Origin of the sequence: Methylobacterium adhaesivum, from assembly GCF_022179065.1 — a bacterium.
Classification (GTDB): Bacteria; Pseudomonadota; Alphaproteobacteria; order Rhizobiales; family Beijerinckiaceae; genus Methylobacterium; species Methylobacterium adhaesivum.
This window is the reverse complement of the sequence record NZ_BPQD01000001.1, coordinates 330050-355821: the sequence shown is the minus strand read 5'-3', so window position 1 is coordinate 355821 and position 25772 is coordinate 330050. Positions and strand designations below refer to the sequence as shown.

General features: G+C 69.1%; 26 protein-coding genes. 20 read left to right on the top strand and 6 right to left on the bottom strand.

The features are described from left to right. Positions 1-82: 82 nt before the first annotated feature. From MFF01_RS01700 to MFF01_RS01690, 3 genes are all read right to left on the bottom strand, one after another. Positions 83-1783, bottom strand: a complete 1701-nt coding sequence (locus MFF01_RS01700; RefSeq protein ID WP_238221381.1) for a methyl-accepting chemotaxis protein — start codon at positions 1781-1783, stop codon at positions 83-85. Between the two features lie 377 nt (positions 1784-2160). Beyond that, positions 2161-2583, bottom strand: a complete 423-nt coding sequence (locus tag MFF01_RS01695; protein ID WP_238221380.1) for a cupin domain-containing protein — start codon at positions 2581-2583, stop codon at positions 2161-2163. Between the two features lie 149 nt (positions 2584-2732). Next, positions 2733-4250 (bottom strand): porin, encoded by a 1518-nt coding sequence (locus MFF01_RS01690; protein ID WP_238221379.1) that lies wholly within the window; start codon positions 4248-4250, stop codon positions 2733-2735. Positions 4251-4883: 633 nt separating this feature from the next. Between MFF01_RS01690 and MFF01_RS01685 the strand changes: the two genes are divergently transcribed. The 7 genes from MFF01_RS01685 to MFF01_RS01655 all read left to right on the top strand — a co-directional run bounded on the left by MFF01_RS01685 (position 4884) and on the right by MFF01_RS01655 (position 12569). After that, a complete protein-coding gene (locus tag MFF01_RS01685) occupies positions 4884-5147 on the top strand; it encodes a hypothetical protein (protein ID WP_238221378.1) in 264 nt (87 codons plus the stop codon). A gap of 344 nt (positions 5148-5491) precedes the next feature. Next, positions 5492-6166 (top strand): hypothetical protein, encoded by a 675-nt coding sequence (locus tag MFF01_RS01680; RefSeq protein ID WP_238221377.1) that lies wholly within the window; start codon positions 5492-5494, stop codon positions 6164-6166. Next, positions 6111-7385 carry a DNA-packaging protein gene (locus tag MFF01_RS01675; protein WP_238221376.1) on the top strand — a complete coding sequence of 425 codons (1275 nt, stop codon included), beginning with the start codon at positions 6111-6113 and terminating at the stop codon, positions 7383-7385. The genes MFF01_RS01680 and MFF01_RS01675 overlap by 56 nt, the downstream gene beginning before the upstream one ends. A gap of 229 nt (positions 7386-7614) precedes the next feature. Then, entirely contained in the window at positions 7615-8763 is a 1149-nt protein-coding gene (locus MFF01_RS01670; protein WP_238221375.1) for a phage portal protein, read from the top strand. Between the two features lie 240 nt (positions 8764-9003). After that, on the top strand, positions 9004-10494 hold the full coding sequence (locus MFF01_RS01665; protein WP_238221374.1) for a glycosyl hydrolase family 28-related protein: 1491 nt from the start codon (positions 9004-9006) through the stop codon (positions 10492-10494). 249 nt (positions 10495-10743) lie between these two features. Then, complete coding sequence (locus MFF01_RS01660) at positions 10744-11301, top strand: HK97 family phage prohead protease (protein WP_238221373.1); 558 nt, start codon at positions 10744-10746, stop codon at positions 11299-11301. Beyond that, complete coding sequence (locus tag MFF01_RS01655; RefSeq protein ID WP_238221372.1) at positions 11298-12569, top strand: phage major capsid protein; 1272 nt, start codon at positions 11298-11300, stop codon at positions 12567-12569. The genes MFF01_RS01660 and MFF01_RS01655 overlap by 4 nt, the downstream gene beginning before the upstream one ends. A 19-nt stretch (positions 12570-12588) precedes the next feature. On the opposite strand, the gene MFF01_RS01650 is transcribed toward MFF01_RS01655, so the two are convergent. Together MFF01_RS01650 and MFF01_RS01645 are read right to left on the bottom strand one after the other, a co-directional pair. Then, the gene (locus tag MFF01_RS01650) at positions 12589-13449 is read right to left on the bottom strand and encodes a S1 family peptidase (RefSeq protein ID WP_238221371.1); all 861 of its coding nucleotides are present in this window, start codon (positions 13447-13449) and stop codon (positions 12589-12591) included. 111 nt (positions 13450-13560) lie between these two features. Further along, entirely contained in the window at positions 13561-14289 is a 729-nt protein-coding gene (locus tag MFF01_RS01645) for a S1 family peptidase (RefSeq protein WP_238221370.1), read from the bottom strand. Positions 14290-14319: 30 nt separating this feature from the next. On the opposite strand from MFF01_RS01645, the gene MFF01_RS01640 reads away from it, so the two are divergent. From MFF01_RS01640 to MFF01_RS01590, 11 genes are all read left to right on the top strand, one after another. Then, positions 14320-14883 carry a head-tail connector protein gene (locus tag MFF01_RS01640; protein ID WP_238221369.1) on the top strand — a complete coding sequence of 188 codons (564 nt, stop codon included), beginning with the start codon at positions 14320-14322 and terminating at the stop codon, positions 14881-14883. A 17-nt stretch (positions 14884-14900) separates the two neighbouring features. Beyond that, positions 14901-15257 carry a phage head closure protein gene (locus MFF01_RS01635; RefSeq protein WP_238221368.1) on the top strand — a complete coding sequence of 119 codons (357 nt, stop codon included), beginning with the start codon at positions 14901-14903 and terminating at the stop codon, positions 15255-15257. Then, the gene (locus MFF01_RS01630) at positions 15254-15697 is read left to right on the top strand and encodes a DUF3168 domain-containing protein (protein ID WP_238221367.1); all 444 of its coding nucleotides are present in this window, start codon (positions 15254-15256) and stop codon (positions 15695-15697) included. Before MFF01_RS01635 ends, MFF01_RS01630 begins: the two co-directional genes overlap by 4 nt. A 28-nt stretch (positions 15698-15725) precedes the next feature. Next, entirely contained in the window at positions 15726-16133 is a 408-nt protein-coding gene (locus tag MFF01_RS01625; RefSeq protein WP_238221366.1) for a phage major tail protein, TP901-1 family, read from the top strand. A 2-nt stretch (positions 16134-16135) separates the two neighbouring features. Next, a complete protein-coding gene (locus MFF01_RS01620) occupies positions 16136-16483 on the top strand; it encodes a gene transfer agent family protein (RefSeq protein ID WP_238221365.1) in 348 nt (115 codons plus the stop codon). Beyond that, positions 16480-16698 carry a phage tail assembly chaperone gene (locus tag MFF01_RS01615; RefSeq protein WP_238221364.1) on the top strand — a complete coding sequence of 73 codons (219 nt, stop codon included), beginning with the start codon at positions 16480-16482 and terminating at the stop codon, positions 16696-16698. The genes MFF01_RS01620 and MFF01_RS01615 overlap by 4 nt, the downstream gene beginning before the upstream one ends. 47 nt (positions 16699-16745) lie before the next feature. Beyond that, positions 16746-17324 carry a phage tail tape measure protein gene (locus MFF01_RS01610; RefSeq protein ID WP_238221363.1) on the top strand — a complete coding sequence of 193 codons (579 nt, stop codon included), beginning with the start codon at positions 16746-16748 and terminating at the stop codon, positions 17322-17324. A gap of 27 nt (positions 17325-17351) precedes the next feature. Further along, positions 17352-17987 carry a DUF2460 domain-containing protein gene (locus MFF01_RS01605; protein ID WP_238221362.1) on the top strand — a complete coding sequence of 212 codons (636 nt, stop codon included), beginning with the start codon at positions 17352-17354 and terminating at the stop codon, positions 17985-17987. Between the two features lie 11 nt (positions 17988-17998). Further along, the gene (locus tag MFF01_RS01600) at positions 17999-18889 is read left to right on the top strand and encodes a phage/gene transfer agent baseplate hub protein (RefSeq protein WP_238221361.1); all 891 of its coding nucleotides are present in this window, start codon (positions 17999-18001) and stop codon (positions 18887-18889) included. Next, positions 18886-19335 (top strand): NlpC/P60 family protein, encoded by a 450-nt coding sequence (locus tag MFF01_RS01595; protein WP_238221360.1) that lies wholly within the window; start codon positions 18886-18888, stop codon positions 19333-19335. The genes MFF01_RS01600 and MFF01_RS01595 overlap by 4 nt, the downstream gene beginning before the upstream one ends. Positions 19336-19514: 179 nt before the next feature. Then, complete coding sequence (locus MFF01_RS01590) at positions 19515-20603, top strand: hypothetical protein (RefSeq protein WP_238221359.1); 1089 nt, start codon at positions 19515-19517, stop codon at positions 20601-20603. Positions 20604-20784: 181 nt separating this feature from the next. Here the strand turns inward: MFF01_RS01590 and MFF01_RS01585 are convergent, their stop codons facing one another. Continuing rightward, complete coding sequence (locus MFF01_RS01585; protein ID WP_238221358.1) at positions 20785-21171, bottom strand: LysR family transcriptional regulator; 387 nt, start codon at positions 21169-21171, stop codon at positions 20785-20787. A gap of 214 nt (positions 21172-21385) precedes the next feature. Between MFF01_RS01585 and MFF01_RS01580 the strand changes: the two genes are divergently transcribed. Then, positions 21386-21829, top strand: a complete 444-nt coding sequence (locus MFF01_RS01580) for a DMT family transporter (protein ID WP_238221357.1) — start codon at positions 21386-21388, stop codon at positions 21827-21829. 59 nt (positions 21830-21888) lie between these two features. Next, positions 21889-25758 (top strand): baseplate multidomain protein megatron, encoded by a 3870-nt coding sequence (locus tag MFF01_RS01575; RefSeq protein WP_238221356.1) that lies wholly within the window; start codon positions 21889-21891, stop codon positions 25756-25758. The last annotated feature ends 14 nt before the right edge of the window (positions 25759-25772 follow it).

The window sequence follows — 25772 nt, the reverse complement described above, 5'->3', positions numbered from 1 at the left end:
GCCCTCCCGGCCTCCCCGGCGAATGAAGGCCTAAGGAACGCGCCCGCCGCGCATCGAGCGCGGCGGGACACTCGTGGACGGATCAGGCCGCCCGGACGGTGGCGAGGAAGCGGATCACCTCAGACCTGAGGTGCTCGGATTGCCGTGACAGTTCCGAAGCCGACCCGAGCACCTGGCTCGCCGCCGCGCCGGTTTCGCTGGAAGCCTGAGCCACGCTCGCGATGTTGTTCGTGACCTCGGAGGTGCCCGCCGACGCTTCGCCCACGTTGCGCACGATCTCCTGCGTCGCGGCGCCCTGCTCCTCGACGGCCGCCGCGATGGAAGAGGCCACGGCGTCGATCTCGCGGATCCGCCCGCCGATGGAGCCGATCACCTCGACGGCCTGACCGGTCGCCCCCTGGACCTGCCCGATCTGGTTGGCGATCTCCTCCGTCGCCCGCGCCGTCTGGTTCGCGAGTTCCTTCACCTCGGCCGCGACGACGGCGAACCCACGCCCCGCCTCCCCGGCCCGCGCCGCCTCGATGGTGGCGTTGAGCGCCAGCAGGTTCGTCTGGGCCGCGATGCTCGAGATCAGCTGGACCACGTCGCCGATCTTGCCGACGGACTGGCTCAGGGTATGCACGAAACCCGCGCTGCGGTCGGCTTCATGGACGGCCTGCTGGGCGAGGTTGGCCGAGCCGGCGACCTGACGGGCGATCTCCTGCACCGAGGCGCCGAGCTCCTCCGCCGCCGCCGCGACGGTGTTGACGTTGACGGCGGCCTCTTCGGCCGCCGAGGCGACGCGGGTGGATCGGCCGGCGGTCTCGTTGGCCGTGGCGGTCATCTGCTGGGCCGTTGCCTGCAGCTCGGTGGCCGCCGCCGAGACCTGCCCGACGATGCCGCCCACGGTGCTCTCGAAGCCGTCGGCCAGCTCCACCATCGTCCGCTTGCGCTCGGCCGCGGCCGCCGCGTCGGCGACGCGCCGCATCTCGGCTTCCTCGGCGGCCTTCTTGGACACCATGGTCTTGATGCCCTCGACGGCCCGGCCGACGGCGCCGATCTCGTCGCCGCGCGCAGCCTCCCGGATTTCGGCGTCGATCTCGCCCCGCGTCATCCGCTCGAGGACGCCGACGAGGCTCTTGAGGGGATTCAGGATGCCCATCATCACGATGATACCCGCCAGACCGAAGGCCAGGAGCAGGCCCAGGACGGATGCGACGATGAGGTTGGTCAGGGCGCGGTCGGCCTGCGCCTGCGCCGCGTCCTTGACCGCCAGGAACTCTTCCCTGAGGCGATCCACGCGGGGCTGGATCATGTCGCGGAGGCGTGCCCGCGCGGCGGACCCATCGGTGACGGCGAGCTTCGCGGCCGCTTCGTTGTTGTTCCTCAGGCCGAGGTCGATGATGCGATCCGTGATCGCGAAATAGTCCTGGGTGACCTTCCGCAGCTGCTCATTGGTTTCCCGACGGCCCGCGCTGTCCGACATGGCGATGAGGGCGTCGACGGATGCGTAGGCCCCCCTGACGGCGGCATCGTATCGCGCCTTGTAGCCCGCCATTTCCTCCTGCCGGACCTCCACGATGATGTTTCGGTTCTGGACCGTCGCTTCCGTCACTTGAAGACGCAGATTGAGGATCTGCTCCAACCGGGTCACTTGAACGTCGACGAGCTGCTTCGAGATCTGGGCGAGATCGCCCACCGTCGTGCGGGCATAGGTCACGATTCCCCCAGCCAGGAGGGCAACGATCACCAGTGGCACCGCTAGCTTGACCAGCAAACTGGCATTCTGCAATGTCTTCGTCATAATCAAATCCGTCCCAATTCCCACCTCTTCGAAGCGGTCCTTATTCAAGAACAGAATGATTTTTTTTCGGTAAATCGCCCGTCCTATGCATTCAAGACGGGCAGCTTAATACTACAATACAATCGTGGCCTGCGGCGCGATTGAAATCACGTTGGTGGAAGGGCGAAAAGTCCGGCCGCGTGCACCGCAGCGATGCCCCCAAGCCAAGTATTGACCGAAGCATTCACCGCCCCCCTTTTCAGGGCGCAGGCGGCCTTTTCCTTCGGACGGGGCAACCGCTTACCGCGATCGCCTTGCCTCCCGGAACGGAAACGCGCGCGTCATCGCCCGTGCCGGCGAAAAACGACGGCAGCCGAACGAATCGACCGGGGCTCGGATCAGTCCCGCTGGCGCATGAAGGTGTCGGGCGTGCCGGTGCCGGCCTCGACGAAACGGATGTCGCGGGGCTCGCGCCGGGGCGTGTCGACGGAGAGGAACACCATCGGCTCCTCGAGGATCTCGGGCACGGAATGCACCACCCCGCGCTTGAAGAACACGAGGGTGCCGGGGCCGACCTCGACCGCCGGCTCGTCGGCGAACTTCATGAGGCAGCGGCCCGACAGGGCGTAGAGGTACTCGTCGCACGACGCGTGGCTGTGGGGTGGCGTCGGGCGATAGACCCGGAACACCCGGGCGCTCGCCGCCGGATCGTCGGTGAAGCGATGATCGGCCACCATGGTCCCGGCGGCCTCCGGCAGCTGCGCCGCGTGCGCGGCGACGTCGAAGACGCCATGGTCGGTGAGGGGGGTGGCTTCGCTCATGGCGATCGCGTGTCCTGGCTGGGGTTCGAATCCGGCCGGACGGTATCGGGTTTTCACGAGGGGCCCAAGGGGCGGCCCGGTGCCCGGGCACCCCCGCGGGTGCGGCGGCCCCGGGCCTGCGCGAGAATCCGCGCCTCAAGAGTTCAGCCTCAATAATTCACTTGCAGCTGCCCCCGGAACAGGTGGCCCTCCGCCTGGCCGAAGCGGCGCTCGTCGGCCTCCCGGCGCTTCATCCGGGCATACGCCAGGGTGACCTCGATGGGCTTGATCGGCTGGAACTCGATGCCGACCTCGACCTCGTCGGTCTCCAGGCGGGGCGCGTTCGTCGCCACCTTCCAGCCGCCGTCATAGGTCTGCCAGCGCGCGTAGGGCATGAACGGCCCGACCACGGAATGGTCGACCCGGAACATCGCCTGGACGTAGCCGCCGCTGAGGGGCTTTTCCGCGATCATCCGGCTGACGACGTCGTATTCCGGGCCGCGCCCCCAGTTCCATTCGGCCTGGAGACCGAACGGCTGGGGATACAGGATGGCGTGGAGACCGACGCGGGAATCGTCGAAGGCCCGGGGGCTCACGCCGCCGGTGCGGATCTCGGGTTGGAACCGGTTGCGGTAGGCCGACGCGCCGACCTCGAGAACCTGGCCCTTGAACACCTCGCCCAATCCGTCGAGGGCGAACGGCCAGGTCACCATGCCGGCCACCATCAGGTCGTCGTTGCGCTCCGCCCGGTTGAGGGTCTGGCCGTTGTAGATTCCGACGCCGAAGGCGCCGTAATTGCCGAACAGCTTCTGGCCATCCTTGGCGAGGCGATCCCAGATGCCCTGGACATGCCACGGCGTGTAATAGGCGGTGATGCCGATGTCGCGCTCGCCCGGCAGGGCGCTGTTGATGGCGTCCGAGCGGTCGAGGGTGAGGCGGTTCTGCGACGATTGCAGGTTCTCCCAGCCGTAGGGCACCTTCTGCTGGCCGAAGCGCAATTTCGTCCGGCGCTCGTCGTCGAGGAACACGTCCGCGAAGGCGTCGCGCAGCTGGGCGAAGTTCCCGCGCCCCTCGGTGCCGGCCTGATTGGCGACGTTCACGGCGAAATCCGGCTGAAGGTAGATGAACACTCGGTCGTGGATATCGCCCTGCAGGACGAGGCGGACCCGCCGGAAGGTGAAGTTGCCCCGGTCGGTAACGCCGCCGTCGTGGACGGAGCGCAGGCGCGACCGGCCGGCAGGCGCCGTGGTGTCCCCCGAGAAGGTCTCGTTCACGCGCATCTGGGTGTAGCCACGCAGGGACAGCCGCTCGAACCAGGTTTTCGGCCGGCCGCCGGAGCCGGGTCCATCCACCAGGGGCTGGGGGGCCGGCGGCAGCAGGGCATCGATCCAGGTCTCGGGGCGGTCGATGACGAAGGCGGGCCGGTCCGCATGGGCCGCCCGCGTCACGGCCGGTGCGCCGACGGCCGACGTGACGGGACGGCCGGCGGCCGGGCGGGTGCCCGCATCGGTCCGCCCGGCCGTGCGGACGGCGGTGGCGCGGGTGCCGCGTCCGGATTCCGCCTGCGCCTTGATCATCGCCTTGAGCTCGTCGATCTGGCGCTGCAGCTCGGCGACCGTCTGGGCCTGCGCGCACGGCATCAGCACGGCGCTCCATCCGAGCGCTGCGGCGAGGAGGCGTTGTTTCATCGTGTCATCCTCGATCGTGTTGGGCCGCCCGCCTTCCCGCCGCCGCATCGCCGCCGCCCTCGGGGCGGAACGGACAAACGGGGCGTGCACCGGCGCTGCGAAGCAACTTTGTCACGCACGACGAAGGTCGATCGCCCCTTGCGGGTCGATCACCTTGCCGTGCATCGAAAACTTCTCAGTATAGGCCACCAAAGCCTGGGGAATTTCCCGAACAAGTCTTGGTAAAATTTGCAGTAGAGGCGTCAAATGACGCCTCTATGACAGAAATTTTTGTGTTTATCGCGGGATTATTCTGAGAGGCCGCCCGGCGGCGCCGGCGTGAGCGGTGGCGTCGCGCCGCGGCTTTGCATGAGGTCGACTTTATTCCCTCAGCGACGCGCTCTCATCCCGCCATGATGTGCCGTCTCGCACACGAAGTGTTTCATCGCACGCTCGCGGAACTGTGCTGGATTAATCTCAAAGCCACTGGAGTTTTACGCGACGGATCTGGAGGCTATTCTTGATATAAATTTTAATCCACTTCACCGCGTGCGCCTTGACACCTTCAGAATGAAACCAGGCGGCTATATCAGTGTTGTGCAGCAACGGATCGAACGAAACATCCGATCGATCCACAGAGGGGAAACATCCACCATGAAGAACATTCGCTTTGCCGCCGTCGCGTCTGCCCTGGTCCTGGGCGTTGCTTCGCTCTCGCCGGCGATGGCCTACGAGAAGAAGGGCCGCTACACCGGTTTTCTGCCTCCCGAGGTTGAGTCCACCGGCACCGTCTACGCCGCTCCGCAGATGCGCTCGCCCTTCAACTGTCCCATGAGCTCGGCCGCCGAGGGCAACGCCAATCAGCAGAACTTCCCCGTGCAGCAGTACGGCCAGACCTCGGGTGGCAACCGTTGCTGATCCCCTCGCACAACGAGACCCCGATGCTCCTCAAAGGCTTCTCCTACGCCATGAGCCTCGCCTTCGCGGGCGGCCTCGCCTTCACCATCATCGGCGCCTCCCACGCCATGATGGGCTTCTAGAGTCGAAGCATTGCCGCGGCGGGGTCGCCCCTGCCCGGCCGAGACCCAACCCACTCAGGGCCGCGCTCCGATGCCATCGGGGACGGCCCTTTCTTGTTTCGGCCTTGCCCCAGCGCCAAGAGACAAAAGTCCTACAAGTAGGAATTTATGATTGACAGCGGGACGCTCCTGAGCTATCAATGACCCACGCTCAAGAAGTGTGAGTGGAGAGGGGCGGCGGCGATGATCCTCACCCGCATCGATCCCGCCCGGAAGGCGGCGGCTGAAACGCTGTTCCGCGAGACCGACAGGACCGTGGCGGAGATCGCGGCGGAAACCGGACTCCTCGCCGCCACCTTGCGCAAATGGAGCCTTCGCGGCGCGTGGCGCCCGCCCCGCGTCAGGGCCGCTCCGGCGGGGTGGTCGGCCCCGCGCTGCGCGGCGCTGGCCCGGATCGACCGGATCCATGGCGTCACCCGCGACGATCTCGCGGCCGTCCTGGGCCTGTCCCGGCGCCGAGCGCCGATGCATTTCGCCGCCTGCGGCCTGCCGGAGGCCCCGAGCCAGCCGCCCCCCGGCCCCGCCGCCCTGCGGCTGGCGCTACGCACCCACATCGCCCGGCAGATCGACCGGTTCGACGCCGACCTCACGGAGGCCGCCCCCGGCCTCGATTCGGCGCGGGTGCTGCGCGATCTCGGCGGCCTCAAGCGCCTCCTCGACGACCTCGACGCCGATCCCCCATCCCGCAGGAGCGAGGCCGATGCAGAACCCGGCGCGGCGGACGGCCCCGACGACACCGACCTGCACGCCCTGCGCGCGCAGATCGCGCAGCGCTATGCGGCGTTCATGGGCGAGCGGCCGGATGCCGGCCTTCCTGGCGAGCCTGCCGCCCCATCTCGTCCGGGCGCTGGCCCGTGACTGGCTCCACACGGCGCGGGCCGACCAGCTGCCGCCGTGTCCGCAAGACCCTTGGACCACCTGGGCGGTGGTGGGCGGGCGCGGCTCGGGCAAGACCCGCACGGGCGCCGAATGGGTGCGCGCCCTCGCGCTCGGCGACCCGGCCTTCACCGCCCGGCCCGTCGGCCGCATCGCGCTGATCGGCGAGACCTTCGCGGATGTCCGCGACGTGATGATCGAGGGACCGTCGGGCCTCCTCCACCTCCCCGGCCCGCGCCCACGCTGGTCGCCATCCCGAAAACGCCTCGATTTTGCCAACGGCGCCGTCGGCCTCGCCTTCTCGGCCGAGGAGCCGGATTCGTTGCGCGGGCCGCAATTCGGCGCCGCTTGGTCCGACGAGATCGCCAAGTGGCGCTACGCGGAGGCCACCTGGGACATGATCCAGTTCGGCCTGCGGCTGGGCCACGCCCCGCGCGGCCTCGTCACCACCACGCCGCGCCCGATTCCCCTCCTGCGGCGCATCCTCGCCGATCCGGCCACGGTGGTGAGCCGCTCGCGCACGGCCGACAACGCCGGAAACCTCGCGCCGAGCTTCCTCGACGCCGTGGTCGGGCGCTACGCCGGCACCCGCCTCGGGCGCCAGGAACTCGACGGCGAACTCATCGAGGACCGCGCCGACGCCCTATGGACCCGCGACGCCCTGGAACGCGGCCGCGTGGCCGTGGCCCCCGAACTCCGCCGCATCGTCGTCGCCGTCGATCCGCCGGCCACCTCGAAGGCCGGAGCCGATGCCTGCGGGATCGTCGCCGCCGGCCTCGCCTCGTCGGGCCACGCCTACGTGCTCGCCGACGCCACCTTGGCCCGCGCCGCGCCCGAGACCTGGGCCGGGGCGGCGCTCGCCCTCTACCATCGCCTCGCCGCCGACGGCCTCGTGGTCGAGGTCAACCAGGGCGGCGAGATGGTGACGAGCGTGCTGGCCCAGGTGGATGCGTCCGTGCCGGTGACCCCGGTGCGCGCCACCCGCGGAAAATACCTGCGGGCCGAGCCGGTCTCGGTGCTCTACGCGCAGGGCCGCGTCCACCATGTCGGCGCCCTGCCGGCTTTGGAGGATGAACTCTGCGATTTCGGCCCCGACGGCCTCTCGTCGGGCGCCTCGCCCGACCGCCTCGACGCCCTGGTGTGGGCGCTCACCCACCTGATGCTGCGCGGATCGGCCGAGCCGCGCATCCGCCGGCTGTAGCCCCTCGCCCGTCCCGCGCGGCAGGCGTCGCAACCGGATCGGCTCATCCCGTCGGGTGATCCCCTCGGATCGGATCGACGCGACAGGCCCCCTCTCCTGAAACGAGAGGGTTGGGGTGAGGCGTGTGACCGCGTCGGAGGTGTCGCGCACCTCAACCCTGTCCCTCTCCTTTCAGGAGAGGGAACCCGCGCTCGACACGGAGCGTGCGGCTCTCCCGGAGACTGTCGTCATGCCCAATCTCCTCACCCGCCTCGCGCGGGCGGCCTTTCCCGTGCCCGAGGCCAAGGCGGCGCCGCTCGCGGTGCAGTTCTACGGCGAGGGCCGGGCCGTGTGGACGTCGCGCGAGGGCGGGGCGCTCGCCCGCGAGGGCTTCCAGCGCAACGCCGTGGTCCATCGCTGCGTGCGCCTCGTCGCCGAAGCCGCCGCGTCCCTGCCCCTGGTGCTGGCGGAAGCGGAGGCGGACCACCCGCTCCTGCGCCTGCTGGCCCGGCCGAACCCCCGCGAGGGCGGGGCGCGGCTGCTGGAATCCCTCTACGGACACCTCATGGTCTCGGGCAATGCCTACCTCGAGGCCGTGAGCCTGGACGGACGGTTACGCGAACTCCACGGTCTTCGCCCCGACCGGATACGGGTGGTACCGGGGCCGGACGGCTGGCCCGTGGCCTACACCTACACGGTGGGCGGGCGGACCCTGCGGTACGATCTCGGCGGCGAGGGCGTGGCGCCGATCCTCCACCTCGCGCTGTTCCATCCGGGATGCGATCACTACGGCCTCGCTCCCATGGAGGCGGCGGCGACGGCCCTCGACATCCACAACGCGGCCGGCGCCTGGAACAAGGCGCTCCTCGACAACGCCGCCCGGCCCTCCGGCGCCCTCGTCTTCGCCTCGGCTTCGGGCGGCAGCTTGAGCGACACGCAGTTCATCCGCCTCAAGACCGAACTCGAAGCGAACTACCAGGGCGCCGGCAATGCCGGACGCCCCCTGCTCCTCGAAGGCGGCCTCGACTGGAAGCCGCTGGCCCTCTCGCCCAAGGACATGGATTTCGTGGAGGCGAAGAGCGGGGCCGCCCGCGAGATCGCCCTCGCCTTCGGCGTGCCGCCCCTATTGCTGGGGCTGCCGGGCGACAACACCCACGCCAATTACGCGGAGGCCAACCGCGCCTTCTACCGCCAGACGGTGATCCCGCTGGTACGGCGCACCGCCGAATCCCTCGCCCACTGGCTGGAGCCCGCCTTCGGCCCGGCCCGCCTGGAACCCGACCTCGACGCCATCGAGGCCCTTGCGCCCGAGCGTGAATCGTTGTGGCGCCGGGTCGGCGACGCGACGTTCTTGAGCGACGCCGAGAAGCGGGCGGCGGTGGGGTATGGGGCGGAGTGAGCGAAATTTAGACTTGCTTCACAAAACTCCTGCTCACCCGCGGTTCGCAACTTTGGCACGGGGTCGCATCAAATTTTTATGAGAGACGCTAAGCACCCAAACTCAAGATGGTCTGGGTATAACGGGACATATTTACTGTCCGTCTCATAAAATATTCCCGCAATACAAACAAAAATGGAGTGCCATTTAATCGAAATTTAAGCTATTTATTGATATTTTTTATATTTTTAGGATCATAAAATGTCTTCCCTTCATCTGTTCGATTCAGTCGATCCCATGGATTTTGGCGCCAAAGGCGATGGCGTGACTGACGATTCGGCGGCTTGGCAGGCTGCGCTCAATACTGGTAAGGTAGTTTGTCCCTCAAAGCCTCCAGTTAATTACCTGATCAATCAGACCCTCGCCCTCGGCACGGGTATGAATGTATACTTTCCCGGAGGCCGCAGTAACGGGTGCAAAATTGTCACCAATACAAACGTCTCAACGTTTCAAGTCGTTGGCAGAAACCTAGCTAATAGCGTGACAATTGATGGCCTTTCCATCGAACATAATGGCGACGCTATCGTTATCAATTTTGGTTTTAACCTAGGATGTGAGTTAAAAAACTGCACTATTAGCGGCAGCCTCAACGGATCCACACAACCTCTCGTGTACTTCCGCGGATCATTTACCCGTATCCACTTCAATACGCTAAATAATTTCCGTGGCAATGGTTCGTTCTGTGTAGATTGTGACAGGCGTCAAGACGACAAAAGCCTGAACGGAAATGGTGATTACGCAAACCCGGAAATCAACATCGAATCGTTCGTCAACGACAATTTTCTCGGTGGTACCGGCAGCGCCATCATCGTCCACGCATCCGAGGATTGCCCGCGTCCGGAGGGGGTCCACATTAACCGTAACAAGTCGATTTGTCAGGGTATTGGCCTCAAAGTCGAGGCCGTCCTCTGGCTTAACCATACCGGAAACACATGGGATCAGGCTCGACCTTACTGCATCTGGATTCGACCGGTTCTTTTCTCTGAGAAACCAGGCAGCGCAACGAAGGTCGGCGGTGTATCCAATATGAAGTCACAGGGAAACTGGATTTCGACACCAGCCGAATTGCAGAACGGCATTGGCCTTCAACACGACAACTCACAAGCTCCCAATGGAGGTTTTGATAATTCGTCATTCGATGATCAGTTCGCATTCTGTGGCTATGGCACCAACCTTCAGTCTGGCGCTTCCTCGATCGATTTCGCCAACTCTAGCTTCAATGGCGTAAGGCACGCTTACAATATCAATGGCTCCGGACGAGTGAATATTTCCGGATCTATCGGAAATGATGCTTCTTATAATTACTGGGTCGACGATAAAGGGCGCAATGACGCCGGCCCTTACAGTTTCAGCAATCTCCATCTCGGAGTCAACGGCGGCACAACTGTCATCATGAATGACCGGTCGAAATTCCGCTTCGGCGAAATTACTGGTCGAAAATTCCGTGGCGGATCGTCTGCTCAGTTTTATGCCCAAGGTAATGACTCATACGTGAATGTTCCACACGGCCTTTCAGAAGTTCCAGACCTCAGTACTATTGTGGTAGGATTCACACAGATCGATGGAGCACACGTTGGTCTTTGGGCTCGGGCTCTTTCAGCCGACCAGACAAACATCTTGTTTAACGTAGGTCATTCAACAGTCACGCCGGGAAATATTCGACTCAATGTTTATTCATCTGTTTATAGTTGATTTTATATATCCATGGAAATATATTTGAAATTTTTTTGTATATATTAAAATAATAACACAATCATCTGCGCCGAACTCGCTGCTCCCGACCTATGTCGGGGTCAGCGAGTATTGCAATACAACTAATACCTCGCCGTCTATTGGGCGAATTTTTATGCTTTAGTTTTGTTTGATCATAATAAAACCTTATCAATACAATCAATATTGGCGCATAGAGAAGTCTAAACTTCAAATTTTTTGGAGTCCACCATGGACGGTCATTTCACCGGCTATGCCAGCCTGTTCGGCGTGCCCGATCTCGGGCGCGACGTGGTGGCGCCCGGCGCCTTCGCGGCGAGTCTCGCCGCGCGGGGGGCCTCCGGTGTGCGCATGCTGTGGCAGCACGATCCGGCCGAGCCCGTCGGGCGCTGGCTGTCGCTGACGGAGGATGCCCGCGGCCTGCGCGTCGCCGGCCAGTTGAACCTCGCCGTCCAACGGGGGCGCGAACTCGATGCGCTCCTGCGCGAGGGGGCGCTGGACGGGCTCTCCATCGGATTCCGCACCCAGCGGGCGACGCCGGAGCGCGGTGGCCTGCGCCGGCTCCACAGCCTCGACCTGTGGGAGATCTCGCTGGTCACCTTCCCGCTCCAGCCCGGTGCCCGCATCGCCCGGAAGGCCGTACTCCCGGCGGCTCGTTCTGCGGCTCACGCCCCCGGCCCCCTGGCCGACGCCATCCACGCCTTCGCCCGGCGCGTCGCCCCGCCGCGCGCCCGACCCTTCACCCGGCCCGTCGCCACTCCCCTCCCCCGCGCCCAGAGGTTCGCATGACCGTCCACACTCCCATCGAGACGAAATCCGCCCAATCCCTGGAGAACAAGGCCGCTGGCGCCGACTCCGCCGTGGCGGAGGCCATGGGCGAACTCCAGCGCGCCTTCGCGGCGTTCCGCGAGACCAACGACACCCGCCTCGCCGAGATCGAGGGCCGGCTCTCGGCCGACGTCGTGACGGAGGAAAAACTCGCCCGCATCGACGCGGCTTTGGACACCACCCGCACCCGCCTCGACCGCCTCACCCTCGACGGGCGCCGCGCCCCCCTCGACGCGGGCGCACCGCCCCGGGACGCCGCCGCCACGGAGCACAAGGCGGCCTTCGACCTCTACGTCCGCGCCGGCGAAAGCGGCGGCCTCAAGCGCCTGGAGGAGAAGGCCCTGTCGGCGGGCTCCGGGCCGGATGGCGGCTACCTCGTGCCCGCCACCGTCGAGCATGAGGTCTTGACCCGCCTCGCCCGCCTCTCGCCGATCCGGGGGCTCGCCACGGTCCGCACCATCTCGAGCGGCCTCTACAAGCGGGCCGTCTCCGTCACCGAGGCGGCGGCGGGCTGGGTCGCCGAGGCCGCGCCCCGGCCGCAGACCGACGCGCCGACCCTGTCGGAGTTGAGCTTTCCCGCCATGGAACTCTACGCCATGCCGGCGGCGACCCAGACGCTGCTGGACGACACCGTCGTCGATCTCGATGCCTGGCTCGCCGACGAGGTCGAGACCACCTTCGCCGAGCAGGAGGGCACTGCCTTCGTCACCGGCAACGGGGTCAGCCGCCCGCGCGGCTTCCTCTCCTACGACACGGTGGCCAACGCCGCCTGGGTCCCGGGCAAGCTCGGCTTCGTCGCCACGGGTGCCGCCGGGGCCTTCCCCGCCGCCAACCCGGCCGACGTGCTGTTCGACCTCGTCTATGGCCTGCGCGCCGGCTATCGCCAGAACGCCGGCTTCGTGATGAACCGGCGCCTGCAGAGCACCATCCGAAAGATGAAGGACGCCGACGGCAACTACCTGTGGCAGCCGCCGCAAGGGACCGACCGGGCCGCGACGCTGCTCGGCTTTCCCGTGACGGAGGCCGAGGCCATGCCGGATACGGCCGCGAACAGCCTGTCGCTCGCCTTCGGCGACTTCCGCCGTGGCTACCTCGTCGTCGACCGCGCGGGTCTCCGGGTGCTGCGCGACCCCTACTCGGCCAAGCCCTACGTGCTGTTCTACACCACGAAGCGCGTCGGCGGCGGGGTGCAGGACTTCGACGCGATCAAGCTGCTGAAGTTCGCGTAAAGCGGCAACGCCCTTCGGATCAACGGGCTCGGCGGGGGCGGGTGACACCCGGCTCCGCCATCCACTCCGTGCGGCCACCGACATCCCCCGTCTGCATCCGGCTCATCTCGGCGGCGCGGGAAGAAATCCAGCCCGTGTGCTCGGCCGTGGGGGTGACGGCGGTGAAGCCGCCGCAGGCCGTGCGGGCGCGCTTGTCCTGGTGCATGGCGCCGCTCGACCAGCTCACCACGCCGACGATCCGGTAGCCGCGAGGGCCGCCGCGCAGGATCGGGCCGCCGGAATCCCCGAGGCAGGCGCCGGCACCGGCCGTCTCGGCCATGCGCCGCCGGTCCGTCACCACGGTGACGCGGTTGGCAACCTGCAGCGGGCCGATGGAGACGAGTTGCGCCTGGCGCAGGGTGCGGGCGGTGTTGCGCCGGTTCTCCGCCACCACGCCGAAGCCGGCGATCTCGACGGCGTCGCCGGTGTTGATCCCGCCGCCGCGCGGATCGAGGGGCTGGAAATCACTGCCCAAGGGCTCGGCGAGCTTGATCAGGGCGAGGTCGATGCCCGGCTGGTCCTCCGGCGTGGTGCCGGGCACGAAGTCGGGGTGCATCGTCGTGGCCGCGACGCCGATGCGGCGCGAACGGAAGGCGCGGTCCACCGCCACCACGCTGTAGCCGGCTTGGTGCATCACGCAATGGGCCGCCGTGAGTACGAGGTCGGGCGCGATGAGTGTACCCGAGCAGATCTCGCCCTGGGTGCTCTCGATGCGCACCACGGAGGCGCGCAGGCCGTTGGGGTCCCGCGAGACCGTGCCGTTGATCACCGCCAGCGCCGGCGCGGGCAGGAGGCCGATCAGGCTCGCCAGGACGAGTTTGCGCAACGCGGTCGGCAACATCGTGTCTCTCCCGCGTCCCGGCCCCGACGGACCCCGGTCTGCACTGACGGAAACCTATCGTAAGGGAATCGTTCGGCCAAGCTCCGGTTCCCGGCCGATGCACATGCGCGGTCACGGCCCGTCCCAGCGGGCGGCGAGGCCCCAGCCCGCGAGCGTCGCGTCGATCCAGGCCCGCTGCGGCCCGAGCAGAACCCCCTGGGAGAGACCGCCGCAGGCCCCGCCGATCCAGGCCGCCACGGCGACGACGCCCGTCCCATCCGTCACCGGCCCGCCGGAATCGCCCTGGCAGGCGCCCGTTCCCTGGGAGCCCTTGAGCCAGACGAGGACGCGGCTCGGCCCGTACGGGGCGACAACGGGCACCCGTGCCCGCCGGTAGGTGCCGGTGCTGCGCGGGTCGCCCGGTTTGGCGATGCCGTAGCCCGCGAGCGCGAGGGTCTCGCCCGCCTGCGGCATCGCCGAACTCAAGGTCGCGGCGGCGAACGGCGCCGGCAGGGGGGCGGCGAGGCGCACGAGGGCCAGATCGATGGAGCGGCGGCGCCCGGCCACCGCCCCGGCATCGTAGCCGGGATGGACGGCGCGCGCGGTGGGCTCGGCCAGGACGGGGCTGCCAGCGGCATCCTTGTAATGCACCCGGTGGACGAGGCGCGGCGCGAGGCAGTGGCCGGCCGTGAGCACGGCGCCCGGCGCCACCACCACGCCGGTGCACAGGCCGCCGTTCGAGGACAGCACCATCACGGCCCCGGTGGCCGCTTCCGGCGCCGGGTCGCCGCCCACCACGGCGCCGGCCGGGCCGGCGAGGCCGAGCAGCGCGGCGAGACACCCGAACACCCTTCGCGCCATCGGCGAAACCCCGCAGACCTGGAGACGACCATGACCCCGATACGCGTCGCGGGCCCCACCGTCGAGCCGGTGAACCTCGCGGACCTGCGCGCCCATCTGCGCCTCGACTCCGACGACGACGGCGCCGAGGACGCCCTGATCGCCGCCCTCCTGGCGGCGGCGCGGGCCGGCCTCGAGGCCACGACCCGGCGCATCCTGGCGCCCGGCCGCTATCGCATCACCCTCACGGCCTGGCCGCCGGACGGGTTCCTGCCCTTGCCGCTCAGCCCCATCGTGGCCGTGGAGCGGGCCGGCCTCGTCGATGCACAGGGCGTGGTGACGGACCTCCCCGAGGGCGTGGTCCGCCTCGGGCCGGACCGGGAGGAGGCGCCCGGCCTCGTCGTCGCGGCGGACGCCCCGGATCTGCGCGCCGGCGCCGCCCTCATCGAGGTGAGCGCGGGCTATGGCGGCGATGGCCCGCCCGTTCCCCCCGGCCTCGCCCAGGCGATCCGGCTGCTCGTGGCCCACGGCTTCGAGCATCGCGGCGACAGTAGCGGCGCCCCGCCACCCGCCGTCGCCGCCCTCGCCGAGCCCCTGCGGCGCCTGCGCCTCTGACCCCGGAGCCCCCAGCCATGCCCGACGCGAACCCGCGCGTGCCCATCGGCGCGCGCCGCCGCCGCTTCGTCCTTGAACGTCCCACGGAGGAACCGGACGGGTTCGGCGGCACGATCCGCCGCTTCGTGCCCGGCCCCCTCCTGTGGGGCGCCATCGAGGCCCTCGGCGCGTCCGAGAAGGTCCGGGGCGGACGGGCCGATCCCGTGGAGACCCACCGGGTGCGCCTCGCCTACCGCCCGGACGTCACCCCGGCCATGCGGCTCGCCGCCGGCCCGCGCCGCTTCGCCATCCGGGCGGCGGCCGATCCCGACGGGCGGGGGCGCGAACTCGTCTGCCGGGTCGAGGAACTCCTGGCCGGAGCGGAAGCGCCATGACGTCCCCACCCTCTGATCCGGTCTCGGCGAGCCCGCTCCTGGCCCTACGCGGAGCCATCCTCGCCTATCTCGGCGTCGATGCCACCCTCGCCCGGCTCATGGGCGGGTCCCTGCGCCTCCACGACGAGCCGCCGCGCGGGGCCGTGCCCGTCTACGGCGTCTTCGGCGATGCCGAGATCCGCGACGAGTCCGTCGATGGCGCGGCCCGCCACGCCCACACCCTGAGCCTCGTCCTCTACGCCCGGCCGGGCTCGGCCCGCTCCGGCCTCGACGCGGCCGAGCGCATGGCCGACCTCCTCGCCGACGCGCCCCTGGCGCTCTCCGGCCACCACCTCGTGACCCTGCGGGTCGCCCGCCTCGTCGCCACCCGCGACCCCGCCAGCGGCGAGGCCCGCGCCACCCTCACCCTCCAGGCGATCACCGAGCACCGCCCGGCCTGACCGCCCCCGAACGACCCGGAGACCGACCATGAGCGCACAGCGCGGCAAGGACCTTCTCATCCGCGTGGCGAGCGGGGGCGGCTTCACGGCCGTCGCCGGCCTGCGCACCCGGCAGATCGCCTTCAACGCCGAGACCGTGGACGTGACCCACGCCGAATCCGCCGGGCGCTGGCGCGAACTGCTCTCCGGGGCCGGGGTGCGCCGGGCCTCCATCGCCGGGGCCGGGGTGTTTCGCGATGAGGCTTCCGACGCGCGCCTGCGCCAGCTGTTCTTCGAGGGCGCCATCGAGACCTTTCAAGTGGTGGTGCCGGCCTTCGGCACCCTGGAGGGGCCGTTCCAGATCACGAGCCTCGAATATCGCGGCGACCATGCCGGGGAGGTGACCTTCGACATGGCGCTGGATTCCGCCGGCGCCCTCGCCTTCACGGCGGCCTGACCATGGCCAACCGCCGGCGCGGGGAAGTGCCCCTCGACCTCGGGGGCACCCGCTACACCCTCTGCTTCACCCTCGGGGCGCTTGCCGAACTCGAATCGGCCCTGGGTGCCCGCGACCTCGCGGGCCTCGCCGAACGCTTCGCCGGGGGCAGCCTCGCCACCCGCGACCTCATCGCGCTCCTCGGCGCGGCCCTGCGCGGGGGCGGCCACGCCCTCGACGAGGCCGCCGTGGCGGCGCTGCCGCTCGCCGGCGGCCTCGAGCCCATCGCGCAGGCCCTCGGCGAAGCCCTCACGGCCGCCTTTGGAGAAGCGCCGGCGGCCACGCCACGCGAGGCGCCGCCGAACCCTTGATCCCCACGGGCGGGACCGCGCCGGAGCCCGTCTCCGCCTTCCCGTGGGACGATGTCCTCGCCCTGGCGCTCGGCCGCCTCGGCTGGCGCCCGCGCGACCTCTGGGGCGCGACACCACGCGAACTGTTTGCCGCCGCCGGGTTCCTCGCCCGCGCATCGGCGCCGAACCGGGCCGACCTCGACCGCCTGCTCGAGGCCCATCCCGATATCCTGTGATCCCAGGACCCCACACTCCCAGCATTCCGTGACGCCAGGAGATCCGCATGGCCGAGACCGAAACCGACCGGGCTCAGGCGACCCGCGAAAAGCAGCTCGAAACCCTCGATCGCCTCGCGAAAAGCTTCGGCAAGAGCCTGTCCCAGGCCCTGACCGGCACCCTCGGCGCCGGGCGCCAGCTCGACGGGGTGCTCGGCACCCTCACGACGAAGCTCTCGAGCCTCGCCCTCAAGGCGGCGCTGGCCCCGGTGAAGTCCGGCATCACCGGCCTGGTGAAGAGCGCCCTCTCGGCGAGCGTATCGAGCGGGAGCGAGGCCTTCGCCCGGGGCGGGGTGATCGCGCGCGGGGCGGTGCAGCCGTTCGCGGCCGGCGGCATCGTGGCGGCGCCCACCTACTTTCCCATGCGGGGCGGCCTCGGCCTCATGGGCGAGGCCGGGCCGGAGGCGATCCTGCCGTTGAAGCGCGGCAGCGACGGCCGCCTCGGCGTCGCGGCCGGCGCCGAGGCGCGAAGCGCCTCCGTCACCGTCAACATCACCACGCCGGATGTCGCGGGCTTCCGCCGCTCGGAAGCCCAGGTCGCCGCCGGCCTCGCCCGCGCCGTGGCGCGGGGCCGGCGGGGATTGTAGCCGCCCCCCTAACGCGAGGAGCCGCCCATGGGCGCCGATTTCCACGAGGTCCTTTTTCCCCTCGACGTCGCCCTGCGCGGCAGCGGCGGGCCGGAGCGGATGACCGAGATCGTCACGCTCGCCTCGGGGCGCGAGCACCGCAACGCGCGCTGGGCGGATTCGCGGCGGCGCTACGATGCGGGCCTCGGCATCCGCACGCTGGACGCCCTCCACGCCGTGCTGAGCTTCTTCGAGGAACGGCGCGGCCGCCTCTACGGCTTTCGCTACCGTGACCGGGTCGATTCCCGCTCCGGCCCGCCCTCGCGCGCCGTCTCGGCCACCGACCAGCCCCTCGGCACCGGCGACGGCGCGACCCGTGAATTCGGGCTCGCCAAGACCTACGGCAGCGGCCCCCTGCCCTACCGCCGGGCTATCGCCAAGCCCGTGGCCGAGAGCGTCACCGTGGCGGTGGCGGGCGTCGTCCTGCCGCCCGCCGCCTTCACCTGCGACGCCACCACCGGCCGCGTCACCCTCGCGGCGGCCCCGCCCGCCGGGGCCGTGGTGACGGCGGGCTTCCTGTTCGACGTGCCGGTCCGCTTCGACACCGACAGCCTCACCGTCGATCTGTCCGCCTTCACGGCCGGCGAGATCCCGAAGGTGCCCCTCGTCGAGATCGTCCCATAGGAGGCCCTGTCATGCGCGATCTTCCGGCGGACCTCGCCGACCGTCTCGGCGGCGCCACCACCCTGTGCCATTGCTGGGCGCTCACCCGACGCGACGGCGCCGTGCTCGGCTTCACCGACCACGACCGCGACCTGACGCTCGCGGGCGTCGTTTACGCCGCCCGCTCCGGCCTCGAAGCGGCCGAGGCCAGCGCCGAACTCGGCTTCGCCGTGGGCGGCGGCGAGGTCGCGGGCGCCTTGAGCGCCCTCGGACTCACCGACGCCGACATCGCCGGCGGCCTCTACGACGGGGCGGGCGTCGAGACCTGGCTGGTGGACTGGACCGCCCCGGAGACGCGCCTCCTCCTCGATGCCGGGACGCTCGGCGAGGTGCGCCGGGCGGGCGGCGCCTTCGTGGCGGAGGTGCGCGGCCTCATGGACCGCCTCGACGTGCCGAGCGGCCGGACCTACCGCGCCACCTGCGCGGCCGAACTCGGCGACGGGCGCTGCCGGGTCGACCGCGACGCGGCCGCCTTCCGCACCACCGGCCGGGTGGAGGCCGTGCCCGAGCCCGAGACCCTGCGGGTCGCCCTGGCGGCGCCGTTTCCGGACGCCTGGTTCACGGCCGGGCGCCTCGTCTGGACCGGCGGCGCGCAAGCCGGGCACGCCGCCGACATCCGCGCCCACGGGGTGGATGCGGCGGGGATCCGCCTCGCCCTCTGGCAGGCCCCGGCCCGCCCGGTCCAGGCCGGCGACGCGTTCACGCTCACGGCGGGTTGCGACAAGCGCTTCTCCACCTGCGGGACGAAGTTCTCCAACACCCTCAACTTCCAAGGGTTTCCGCATATGCCGGGCAACGATTTCGTGGTGCGGCACGCCCCCGGCTCCGGACCCGGCCTCGACGGCGGCAGCCTGTTCCGATGAGCCCGGCCGACCGGATCGTCGCCGCCGCGCGGGCCTGGATCGGCACGCCCTACCGGCATCAGGCCTCCGTGAAGGGGGTCGCCTGCGATTGCCTCGGCCTCGTGCGCGGGGTCTGGCGCGACTGCCTCGGCCCCGAGCCCGAGGCCGCCCCGCCCTACGGCGCCTCCTGGGCGGAATCGGCCGCCCCCGGCACCGATCCCCTGGCCGAGGCCGCCGGCCGCCACCTCGTCCCGGTGCCACTCGGCGACCCGCAGCCCGGGGACGTTCTGCTGTTCGCCTTCCGCGCCCACCTGCCGGCCCGCCACTGCGCCATCGCCACGGGGGCTGGCACGATGATCCACGCCCATGATGGTGCGGCCGTCACCGAGGTGGCGCTGACGCGGTGGTGGGTGCGGCACCGGACGCATGCGTTCCGGTTTCCGAGTTTCAGCCGGACGACCGAATGACCGACGCCCCTCAACTCACCCTCGCAGCCCGCCCCTCCATCAAAATAACCTGCCTTATAGGGCGAATGCACCAAATATGCTGGCATACGCCATTTCATGAGTTGCGTTTTAGCAAGGCCTATTTTTGGAAATGGGAAAAATAAGTACAATTTCAACTGGCAGGTGGGCATGGTGCTCAGATGCTGGCTCCCCGCACACCCTTCATCGTCAGTCTGATCGCTGGCGTCATCGGCGTCATCATAACCAAGTTGGTTGGGGCGGCGCTCAAGGCCATCTACGACGTCACCATTCAGGACTTTTGGAAAGACACGATTGCTCCATACCTGACCAAACAGGTTGGCCCATGGAGCACGGCCATACTTGAATGGATTGGCCCCAATTGGGCCGGAGCGATTTCTGCTTTCGCCTTGATGTTTGTTGTCGAAATGATCTTCGCATGGCGGCGCCGGCTTACGCCAGGAGCCGAAGATCTACGAAAAGAACAGAATGAAGTCGCCCTTTCTGTGGTTGCGAATCAATCGTTCGTTTCGTGCCCAATCAAATTGGATGGCATTAGGTTCATTAATTGCTCATTTGAAAAAGTTTTTGTGACATGGGATGGCGGTCCATACAGTCTTGAGAGCTGTCAAATAGATGCAACTCGCGTCGATGGCTTTATAACAAACAATCCGGTCATTGCAGATCAAATGCGACTGTTTGGCATTTTAGGACTGTTGCACCCTAAAGGCGCTCGTGGAATGGGGTTGCCAATCGAACCCACTGACGAAGTTCTGTTTCGTCCGAACGAAACTGCGTTAGGAGGACAAGATTTTACATACGACGTTCGCAAGGTCGAGAACCATTGGGTGCTAGCAATCACTAACAATGGCGATGAAGCATCATTTAATGCAAAATTAGACTTGGATGGGTTATCTGCGCATTGGCTGAGAAAGCCCGCCGAAACTCTTGATGGGGCTTGGGGGGTCAATCAGGCGGCCCGCAGCAGCAAAACGATTGCCAACGGCGCTAGGGAAGCACTGTATCTTTTCGAAGTAAGTAAAAGCGAAGAAATGCGCCGAAGCTTTATATGGGGCATGCTTGATGGGGCGTTTTCCGGGGTTTCCAGTGTTGATTGGGAAGAATCTTATAATGAATCTGATATTCCGCATGGGATTATTAGAATGACATTACGAGTCTCTACGCAGCCAAAAAAGATTTTCGAGGTATTTTTGAAGATAGAGCGTGATTGCATACGTGCTATCCCAGACGCAAATCCGCAGCCCCAATAACCACAAAAACTTACAACACAAATACAGCCGCAAACCTAGCTTTTACAAGCCCTTTTCAAATTCTCAGCTCTATTTGTTTTGCTCAGATAGCGGTAAGTAAATCTACGAAATTGTCGCGGGTTCCGCCTTCACCGAATGCGCACCGCCATCGCCATCATCGTGACCGCTGTGACGGGCCTTCTTAACCCCGCAACTCGACCGCGATCTTCATATCGTCCGCGAGATCAGCAATCCAGTTTGCGCGCCACCGGGCCAGGGCATGCCCGCGCGGCATGATGCAGACAGCATCGACGCTGAGGCTGCCCAAGCCCAGATTGTATCGGAAGCAGGCACGTGCAGGACCACCCGCGCCCCGGAATGCTCGGCGAGGAGGCGGCGGCGAGCGACGACTATCAAGCAGCCCGGTGCCGAGTTCGCGGATCTCCCGCGTCGCGCGGGTGAGGTGATCGAGCCCGGCATAGGTGCGCTCGACCTCGCGGGCGAACGCCGCGCCCTCCGGCGTCGGCCGGGCGCTGCCGTGCCCGCGTACGAACAAGGCGAAGCCGAGGGTGGCTTCGAGTTGCGCCATGGCGCGGCTGACATGGGGCTGGCCGTTCCCCCAAGACCGCCGCCGCCCGCGTCATGCCGCCATGGCGCAGCACGGCGCGAAACAGATCGACGTGGGCGGGATTCAACATGCCCGATCCGCATGGATTGCGAGGAAACCGGCATTTGACGGCATGGCGGCCGGATGGTTGTCAAGGCGCACCGCGCCGGGCGCGCGGATGCCCCCCGAGGTTTCGATGCCGACACTCCTCGCCCTGCTCCTCGCCGCCATGGCGGGGGGCGCCATCGTGATCCAGCAGGGGTTGAACACGCAGCTGCGCGGGGCGCTGAACTCCGCCGCCTGGGCGGGTTTCACGAGCTACCTCGTCGGGCTCGCCTGCATGGGCCTTCTGGCGCTCGCCCTGCGCGATCCCCTGCCCGCCTGGAGCGTGGCGGCCCGCCTGCCGTGGTGGGCCTGGAGCGGCGGGGCCTTCGGCGCCCTGTTCATCGCCCTCGGCATCGCCCTCGTGCCGGTTCTGGGGGCGGGCACGTTCATGGCCCTCCTCGTCACTGGCCAGATGCTGGCCTCCGTGGCGTTCGACCATTTCGGCTGGCTCGGCCTCGCCCAGCGCAGCCTCGACGGCCCGCGCCTCGTCGGCGTCGCCCTCCTCATCGGCGGGGTGATCCTCATCCGGCGCTGAGGGCCCCTTCCTCTCCGGCCTCGCGGAGGTCCGGTCCCGACAGCCTACCGGAGCCCGCCATGGCCACGCTGATCCTGCAAACCGCCGGAGCGGCGGCCGGTACGGCGCTCGGCGGCCCCATCGGGGGCATCATCGGCTCGGCCCTCGGGGCGGCGACGGGCTCGGGGATCGACGGCGCCCTGTTCGGCGGCGGTTCGGGGCCCCGCTTCGTCGAGGGGCCGCGCCTGACGGAGGTGGCGGGCCTGACCTCGACGGAGGGCGACCCGATCCCCCGGCTCTACGGCCGCGCGCGCCTCGGCGGCACCCTGATCTGGGCGACCCGGCCGCTGGAGACCGCCAACACCACCGTGGAGCGGGCGGGGTCCGCCGCCAAGGGCGGGGGCGGCCAGAAGACGGTGCGCACGGCCTATGCCTATTCCGTCGACCTCGCCATCGGCCTGTGCGAGGGACCCGTCGCTCAGGTGCGGCGGATCTGGGCCGATGGGCGCGAACTCGACCTCACCACCCTGACCTGGCGCCTGCACCGGGGCACGGCCGATCAGGAGCCGGACCCGCTTATCGTCGCCAAGGAGGGCACGGCCCCGGCCTATCGCGGCCTCGCCTACGTCGTGTTCGAGCGCCTCGCCCTGGCCGAGTTCGGCAACCGCGTGCCGCAATTCGCCTTCGAGGTGGTGCGCCCCGTGGCGGGCCTCGCCGACCGGGTGCGCGCCGTCTGCCTCATCCCGGGCTCGACGGAATTCGGCCTCGACCCCGCCCTCGTCACCGAGGAGGCCGGCCTCGGCGCGAGCCGGCCGGCCAACCGCTTCCAGCTCCAGGGCGTCACCGACGTCATCGCCTCCCTCGACGCCCTCCAGGCCCTGTGCCCGAACCTGACGACGGTGTCTGTGGTGGCGAGCTGGTTCGGCGACGACCTGCGGGCCGGGCATTGCACCGTGGCGCCGAAGGTCGACAACGCCGCGAAGGCGACGACGGGCGATTCCTGGCGCGTCGCCGGCCTCACCCGCGCGCAGGCCGGCCTAGTCTCGACGACGCCTGACGGCCACCCGGCGTATGGCGGCACCCCGTCGGATGCCGGCCTCACCCGCCTCGTGGCCGAACTCCACCGGCGTGATCTCGCCGTCGTGCTCTACCCGTTCCTGATGATGGACGTGGCGCAGGGCAACACCTTGGCCGATCCCCGCGATCCCGCCGCCGCCGGCCAGCCGCCCTACCCGTGGCGCGGGCGCATCACCTGCGATCCCGCGCCGGGCGTGGCGGGGAGCCCGGACGGCACGGCGGCGGCCGCCGCCCAGGTCGCGGCGTTCTTCGCGCAGTATCGCGGCCTCGTGCTGCATTACGCCGACCTCGCCGCCGGCTGGGGCGTGCCGCTTGCCGGCTTCGTCGTCGGCTCCGAATGCGTCGGCCTCACCCGCGTGCGTGGCGAGGGCGACACCTACCCGGCCGTGGAGGGATTTCGCACGCTCGCCCATGCCGTGCGCGACCGCCTCGGCGCGTCGGTGCCCCTCGTCTACGCCGCCGACTGGACCGAATACGGCGCCCATGTCCGCGACGACGGCGCCACCGTGCGGTTTCCCCTGGACAGCCTGTTCGCCGATTCCGCGATCCACGCCGTGGGGATCGACTACTATCCGCCCCTCACCGACTGGCGCGATGGGCCGGACCATGCCGACCTCGCGCAAGCCGATTCGATCTACGACCGGGCCTACCTCAAGGCGCGCCTCGGGGCGGGTGAAGCGTTCGACTGGTACTACGCGAGCGAGGCCGACCGGGCGGCGCAGCGGCGCACCCCCATCACCGACGGGGCGCAGGGCAAGCCCTGGGTGTTCCGGCCGAAGGACCTCGTCGGCTGGTGGAGCAACCCGCATTGGGAGCGCGACGGCGGCCGCGAGACCCGCGCCACCGCCTGGGTGCCGGGGGGCAAGCCGATCTGGCTGACCGAGATCGGCAAGCCGGCCGTGGACAAGGGCACCAACGGCCCGAACGTGTTCCCCGATCCGAAATCCGCCGAGAGCGCGTCGCCGCCCTTCTCGAACGGGAGCCGCGACGACCTCATCCAGGCGCGCGGCCTCACTGCCATCCTCGAACGGTTCGATCCCGGAGCACCCGGCTTCGAGCCCGCCCACAACCCGGTCTCGGCGACCTATGGCGGCCCGATGGTGTCGCCGGACCACGTCTTCGTGTGGTGCTGGGATGCCCGCCCCTATCCGGCGTTTCCGGACTTCGACACGGTCTGGGCGGATGCGGGCAACTGGTCGGTGGGCCACTGGATCACCGGGCGGATCGAGGGCCTCGAACTCGACCGGCTGGTGGCCGCGATCCTGGCCGATTGCGGGATCGACGTTCCGGCCCGGATCACGGGCGCGGCGCAGCTCGACGGCTACGTCCTCGACCGGCCCCTCTCGGCCCGCGCCGCCCTCGAACCTCTCGCCCGGCTCTACGGCCTCGACGTCGCGGCAGTCGCCGGCACCCTGACGGTGCGGGGGCCGCGCGGGGAACGGCCCCTGGCGATCCCGGCGGGCGACCTCGTGGCGCCCGACGACGATGCCCCCCTTGCCCTGACGCGGGCCGAGGAATCCGAGCTGCCCCGTTCCTTCGAGCTCACCGTGACCGACGCCGAGGGCGGGGCCTATCGCCGGATCACCGCCGCGGCCTCGCGCCCCACGGGTGCACGGCGCCGCGAGGTCCGGCTGGAGGCGGCGGTGGTGACGCGCCGGGCGCTCGCCGAGGCCCTGGCGGAAGCCATCCTCGATGCCGACCTCGCCGCCCGCGACACCGCCGCCTTCGCCCTGAGCCCGCGCCGGATCGACCTCGAACCCGGCGACCTCCTGAGCCTGCCGGGCGAGGCGGCCCCGCACCGCATCGTGCGCATCGCCGACGGCCCGGCCGGTCGCCGGATCGAGACCCGCGCCGTGCCCCGGCACGGCCGGCCCGCCCGGACGGGCGAGCCCCCGGAGCCGGCCCCGCGCCGGTCGCCCCCGGCCCTGGCCGGGCCGCCCTTCGCGGCGATCCTCAACCTGCCACAGGACACCGGCGACCCGACGCCGCTGCAGGTCCTGGCCGTGCGGGCCGAGCCGTGGCCGGGCGAGATCGCCGTGTGGCGGGCGGAGGATGGGGGGGCCCTCGCCCTCCACACCCTCGTCGATCATCCGGCCTGCCTCGGGCAGACCCTGACGCCGCTGCCCCCCGGCCCACTCTGGCGTTTCGACCGGGCGACCCGCCTCGACGTGCGCCTCGGGGCGGCCGGGGGCCTCGCCTCCGTGCCCGAGGCGGCGGCACTTGCCGGCGCCAACCGCTTCGCCCTCGTGGATGGGGACGGCGCGGTCGAGATCGTCGCGGCGGCGGGGATCACCCTCGTCGGGCCGGACACCTATCGCCTCACCGGCCTCCTGCGGGGGCTCGCCGGCAGCGAGGGTGCCGCCGCCCGCACCCTGGCGGCGGGGAGCCTCGTCGTGCGCCTCGACGAGGCCCTGGTGCCCCTCGTCACCCGCCTCGACGAGGTCGGCCGGCCGTTCCGCTACCGCATCGGCCCGGCCATCCGCGACCCGGCCGACCCGTTGTTCGTCGAGCGCCGGGCCACCGCCGGCCTGGCTCCGTTCCGGCCCCTCGCTCCCGTCCACCTCCGGGCGCGGCGCGAAGGCGACGGGGTTCGCCTTGCCTGGACCCGCCGGGTCCGGCGCGAGGGTGACGCCTGGGACCCCGTCGACGTGGCGCCCGACCCGATGGTGCAGGGCTACCGCGTCGACATCCACGACCCGGGCGGGGCGGTCCTGCGCAGCCTGGAGACCGCCGACACCACCGTCCTCTACGCCGACGCGGCGGCGGATCTCGGCGGCCCGCCCACGGGGATCGAGGCCAGCATCGTGCCGCTGGGCACCCTCACCGGACCGGGACCGGCCCTGCGGGCGCGGGTGCCGGTCCGCGCGGGGTGACGCGGTCGAGGGTG

Coding starts and splice junctions, on each gene's coding strand:
- MFF01_RS01640 (WP_238221369.1), top strand. CDS start 14,320: ATGACCCCGATACGCGTCGCGGGCCCCACCGTCGAGCCGGTGAACCTC.
- MFF01_RS01605 (WP_238221362.1), top strand. CDS start 17,352: ATGGGCGCCGATTTCCACGAGGTCCTTTTTCCCCTCGACGTCGCCCTG.
- MFF01_RS01685 (WP_238221378.1), top strand. CDS start 4,884: ATGAAGAACATTCGCTTTGCCGCCGTCGCGTCTGCCCTGGTCCTGGGC.
- MFF01_RS01690 (WP_238221379.1), bottom strand. CDS start 4,250: ATGAAACAACGCCTCCTCGCCGCAGCGCTCGGATGGAGCGCCGTGCTG.
- MFF01_RS01600 (WP_238221361.1), top strand. CDS start 17,999: ATGCGCGATCTTCCGGCGGACCTCGCCGACCGTCTCGGCGGCGCCACC.
- MFF01_RS01630 (WP_238221367.1), top strand. CDS start 15,254: ATGACGTCCCCACCCTCTGATCCGGTCTCGGCGAGCCCGCTCCTGGCC.
- MFF01_RS01580 (WP_238221357.1), top strand. CDS start 21,386: ATGCCGACACTCCTCGCCCTGCTCCTCGCCGCCATGGCGGGGGGCGCC.
- MFF01_RS01635 (WP_238221368.1), top strand. CDS start 14,901: ATGCCCGACGCGAACCCGCGCGTGCCCATCGGCGCGCGCCGCCGCCGC.
- MFF01_RS01590 (WP_238221359.1), top strand. CDS start 19,515: ATGCTGGCTCCCCGCACACCCTTCATCGTCAGTCTGATCGCTGGCGTC.
- MFF01_RS01595 (WP_238221360.1), top strand. CDS start 18,886: ATGAGCCCGGCCGACCGGATCGTCGCCGCCGCGCGGGCCTGGATCGGC.
- MFF01_RS01675 (WP_238221376.1), top strand. CDS start 6,111: ATGCCGGCCTTCCTGGCGAGCCTGCCGCCCCATCTCGTCCGGGCGCTG.
- MFF01_RS01625 (WP_238221366.1), top strand. CDS start 15,726: ATGAGCGCACAGCGCGGCAAGGACCTTCTCATCCGCGTGGCGAGCGGG.
- MFF01_RS01650 (WP_238221371.1), bottom strand. CDS start 13,449: ATGTTGCCGACCGCGTTGCGCAAACTCGTCCTGGCGAGCCTGATCGGC.
- MFF01_RS01665 (WP_238221374.1), top strand. CDS start 9,004: ATGTCTTCCCTTCATCTGTTCGATTCAGTCGATCCCATGGATTTTGGC.
- MFF01_RS01645 (WP_238221370.1), bottom strand. CDS start 14,289: ATGGCGCGAAGGGTGTTCGGGTGTCTCGCCGCGCTGCTCGGCCTCGCC.
- MFF01_RS01655 (WP_238221372.1), top strand. CDS start 11,298: ATGACCGTCCACACTCCCATCGAGACGAAATCCGCCCAATCCCTGGAG.
- MFF01_RS01585 (WP_238221358.1), bottom strand. CDS start 21,171: ATGGCGCAACTCGAAGCCACCCTCGGCTTCGCCTTGTTCGTACGCGGG.
- MFF01_RS01670 (WP_238221375.1), top strand. CDS start 7,615: ATGCCCAATCTCCTCACCCGCCTCGCGCGGGCGGCCTTTCCCGTGCCC.
- MFF01_RS01695 (WP_238221380.1), bottom strand. CDS start 2,583: ATGAGCGAAGCCACCCCCCTCACCGACCATGGCGTCTTCGACGTCGCC.
- MFF01_RS01610 (WP_238221363.1), top strand. CDS start 16,746: ATGGCCGAGACCGAAACCGACCGGGCTCAGGCGACCCGCGAAAAGCAG.
- MFF01_RS01620 (WP_238221365.1), top strand. CDS start 16,136: ATGGCCAACCGCCGGCGCGGGGAAGTGCCCCTCGACCTCGGGGGCACC.
- MFF01_RS01575 (WP_238221356.1), top strand. CDS start 21,889: ATGGCCACGCTGATCCTGCAAACCGCCGGAGCGGCGGCCGGTACGGCG.
- MFF01_RS01660 (WP_238221373.1), top strand. CDS start 10,744: ATGGACGGTCATTTCACCGGCTATGCCAGCCTGTTCGGCGTGCCCGAT.
- MFF01_RS01700 (WP_238221381.1), bottom strand. CDS start 1,783: ATGACGAAGACATTGCAGAATGCCAGTTTGCTGGTCAAGCTAGCGGTG.
- MFF01_RS01680 (WP_238221377.1), top strand. CDS start 5,492: ATGATCCTCACCCGCATCGATCCCGCCCGGAAGGCGGCGGCTGAAACG.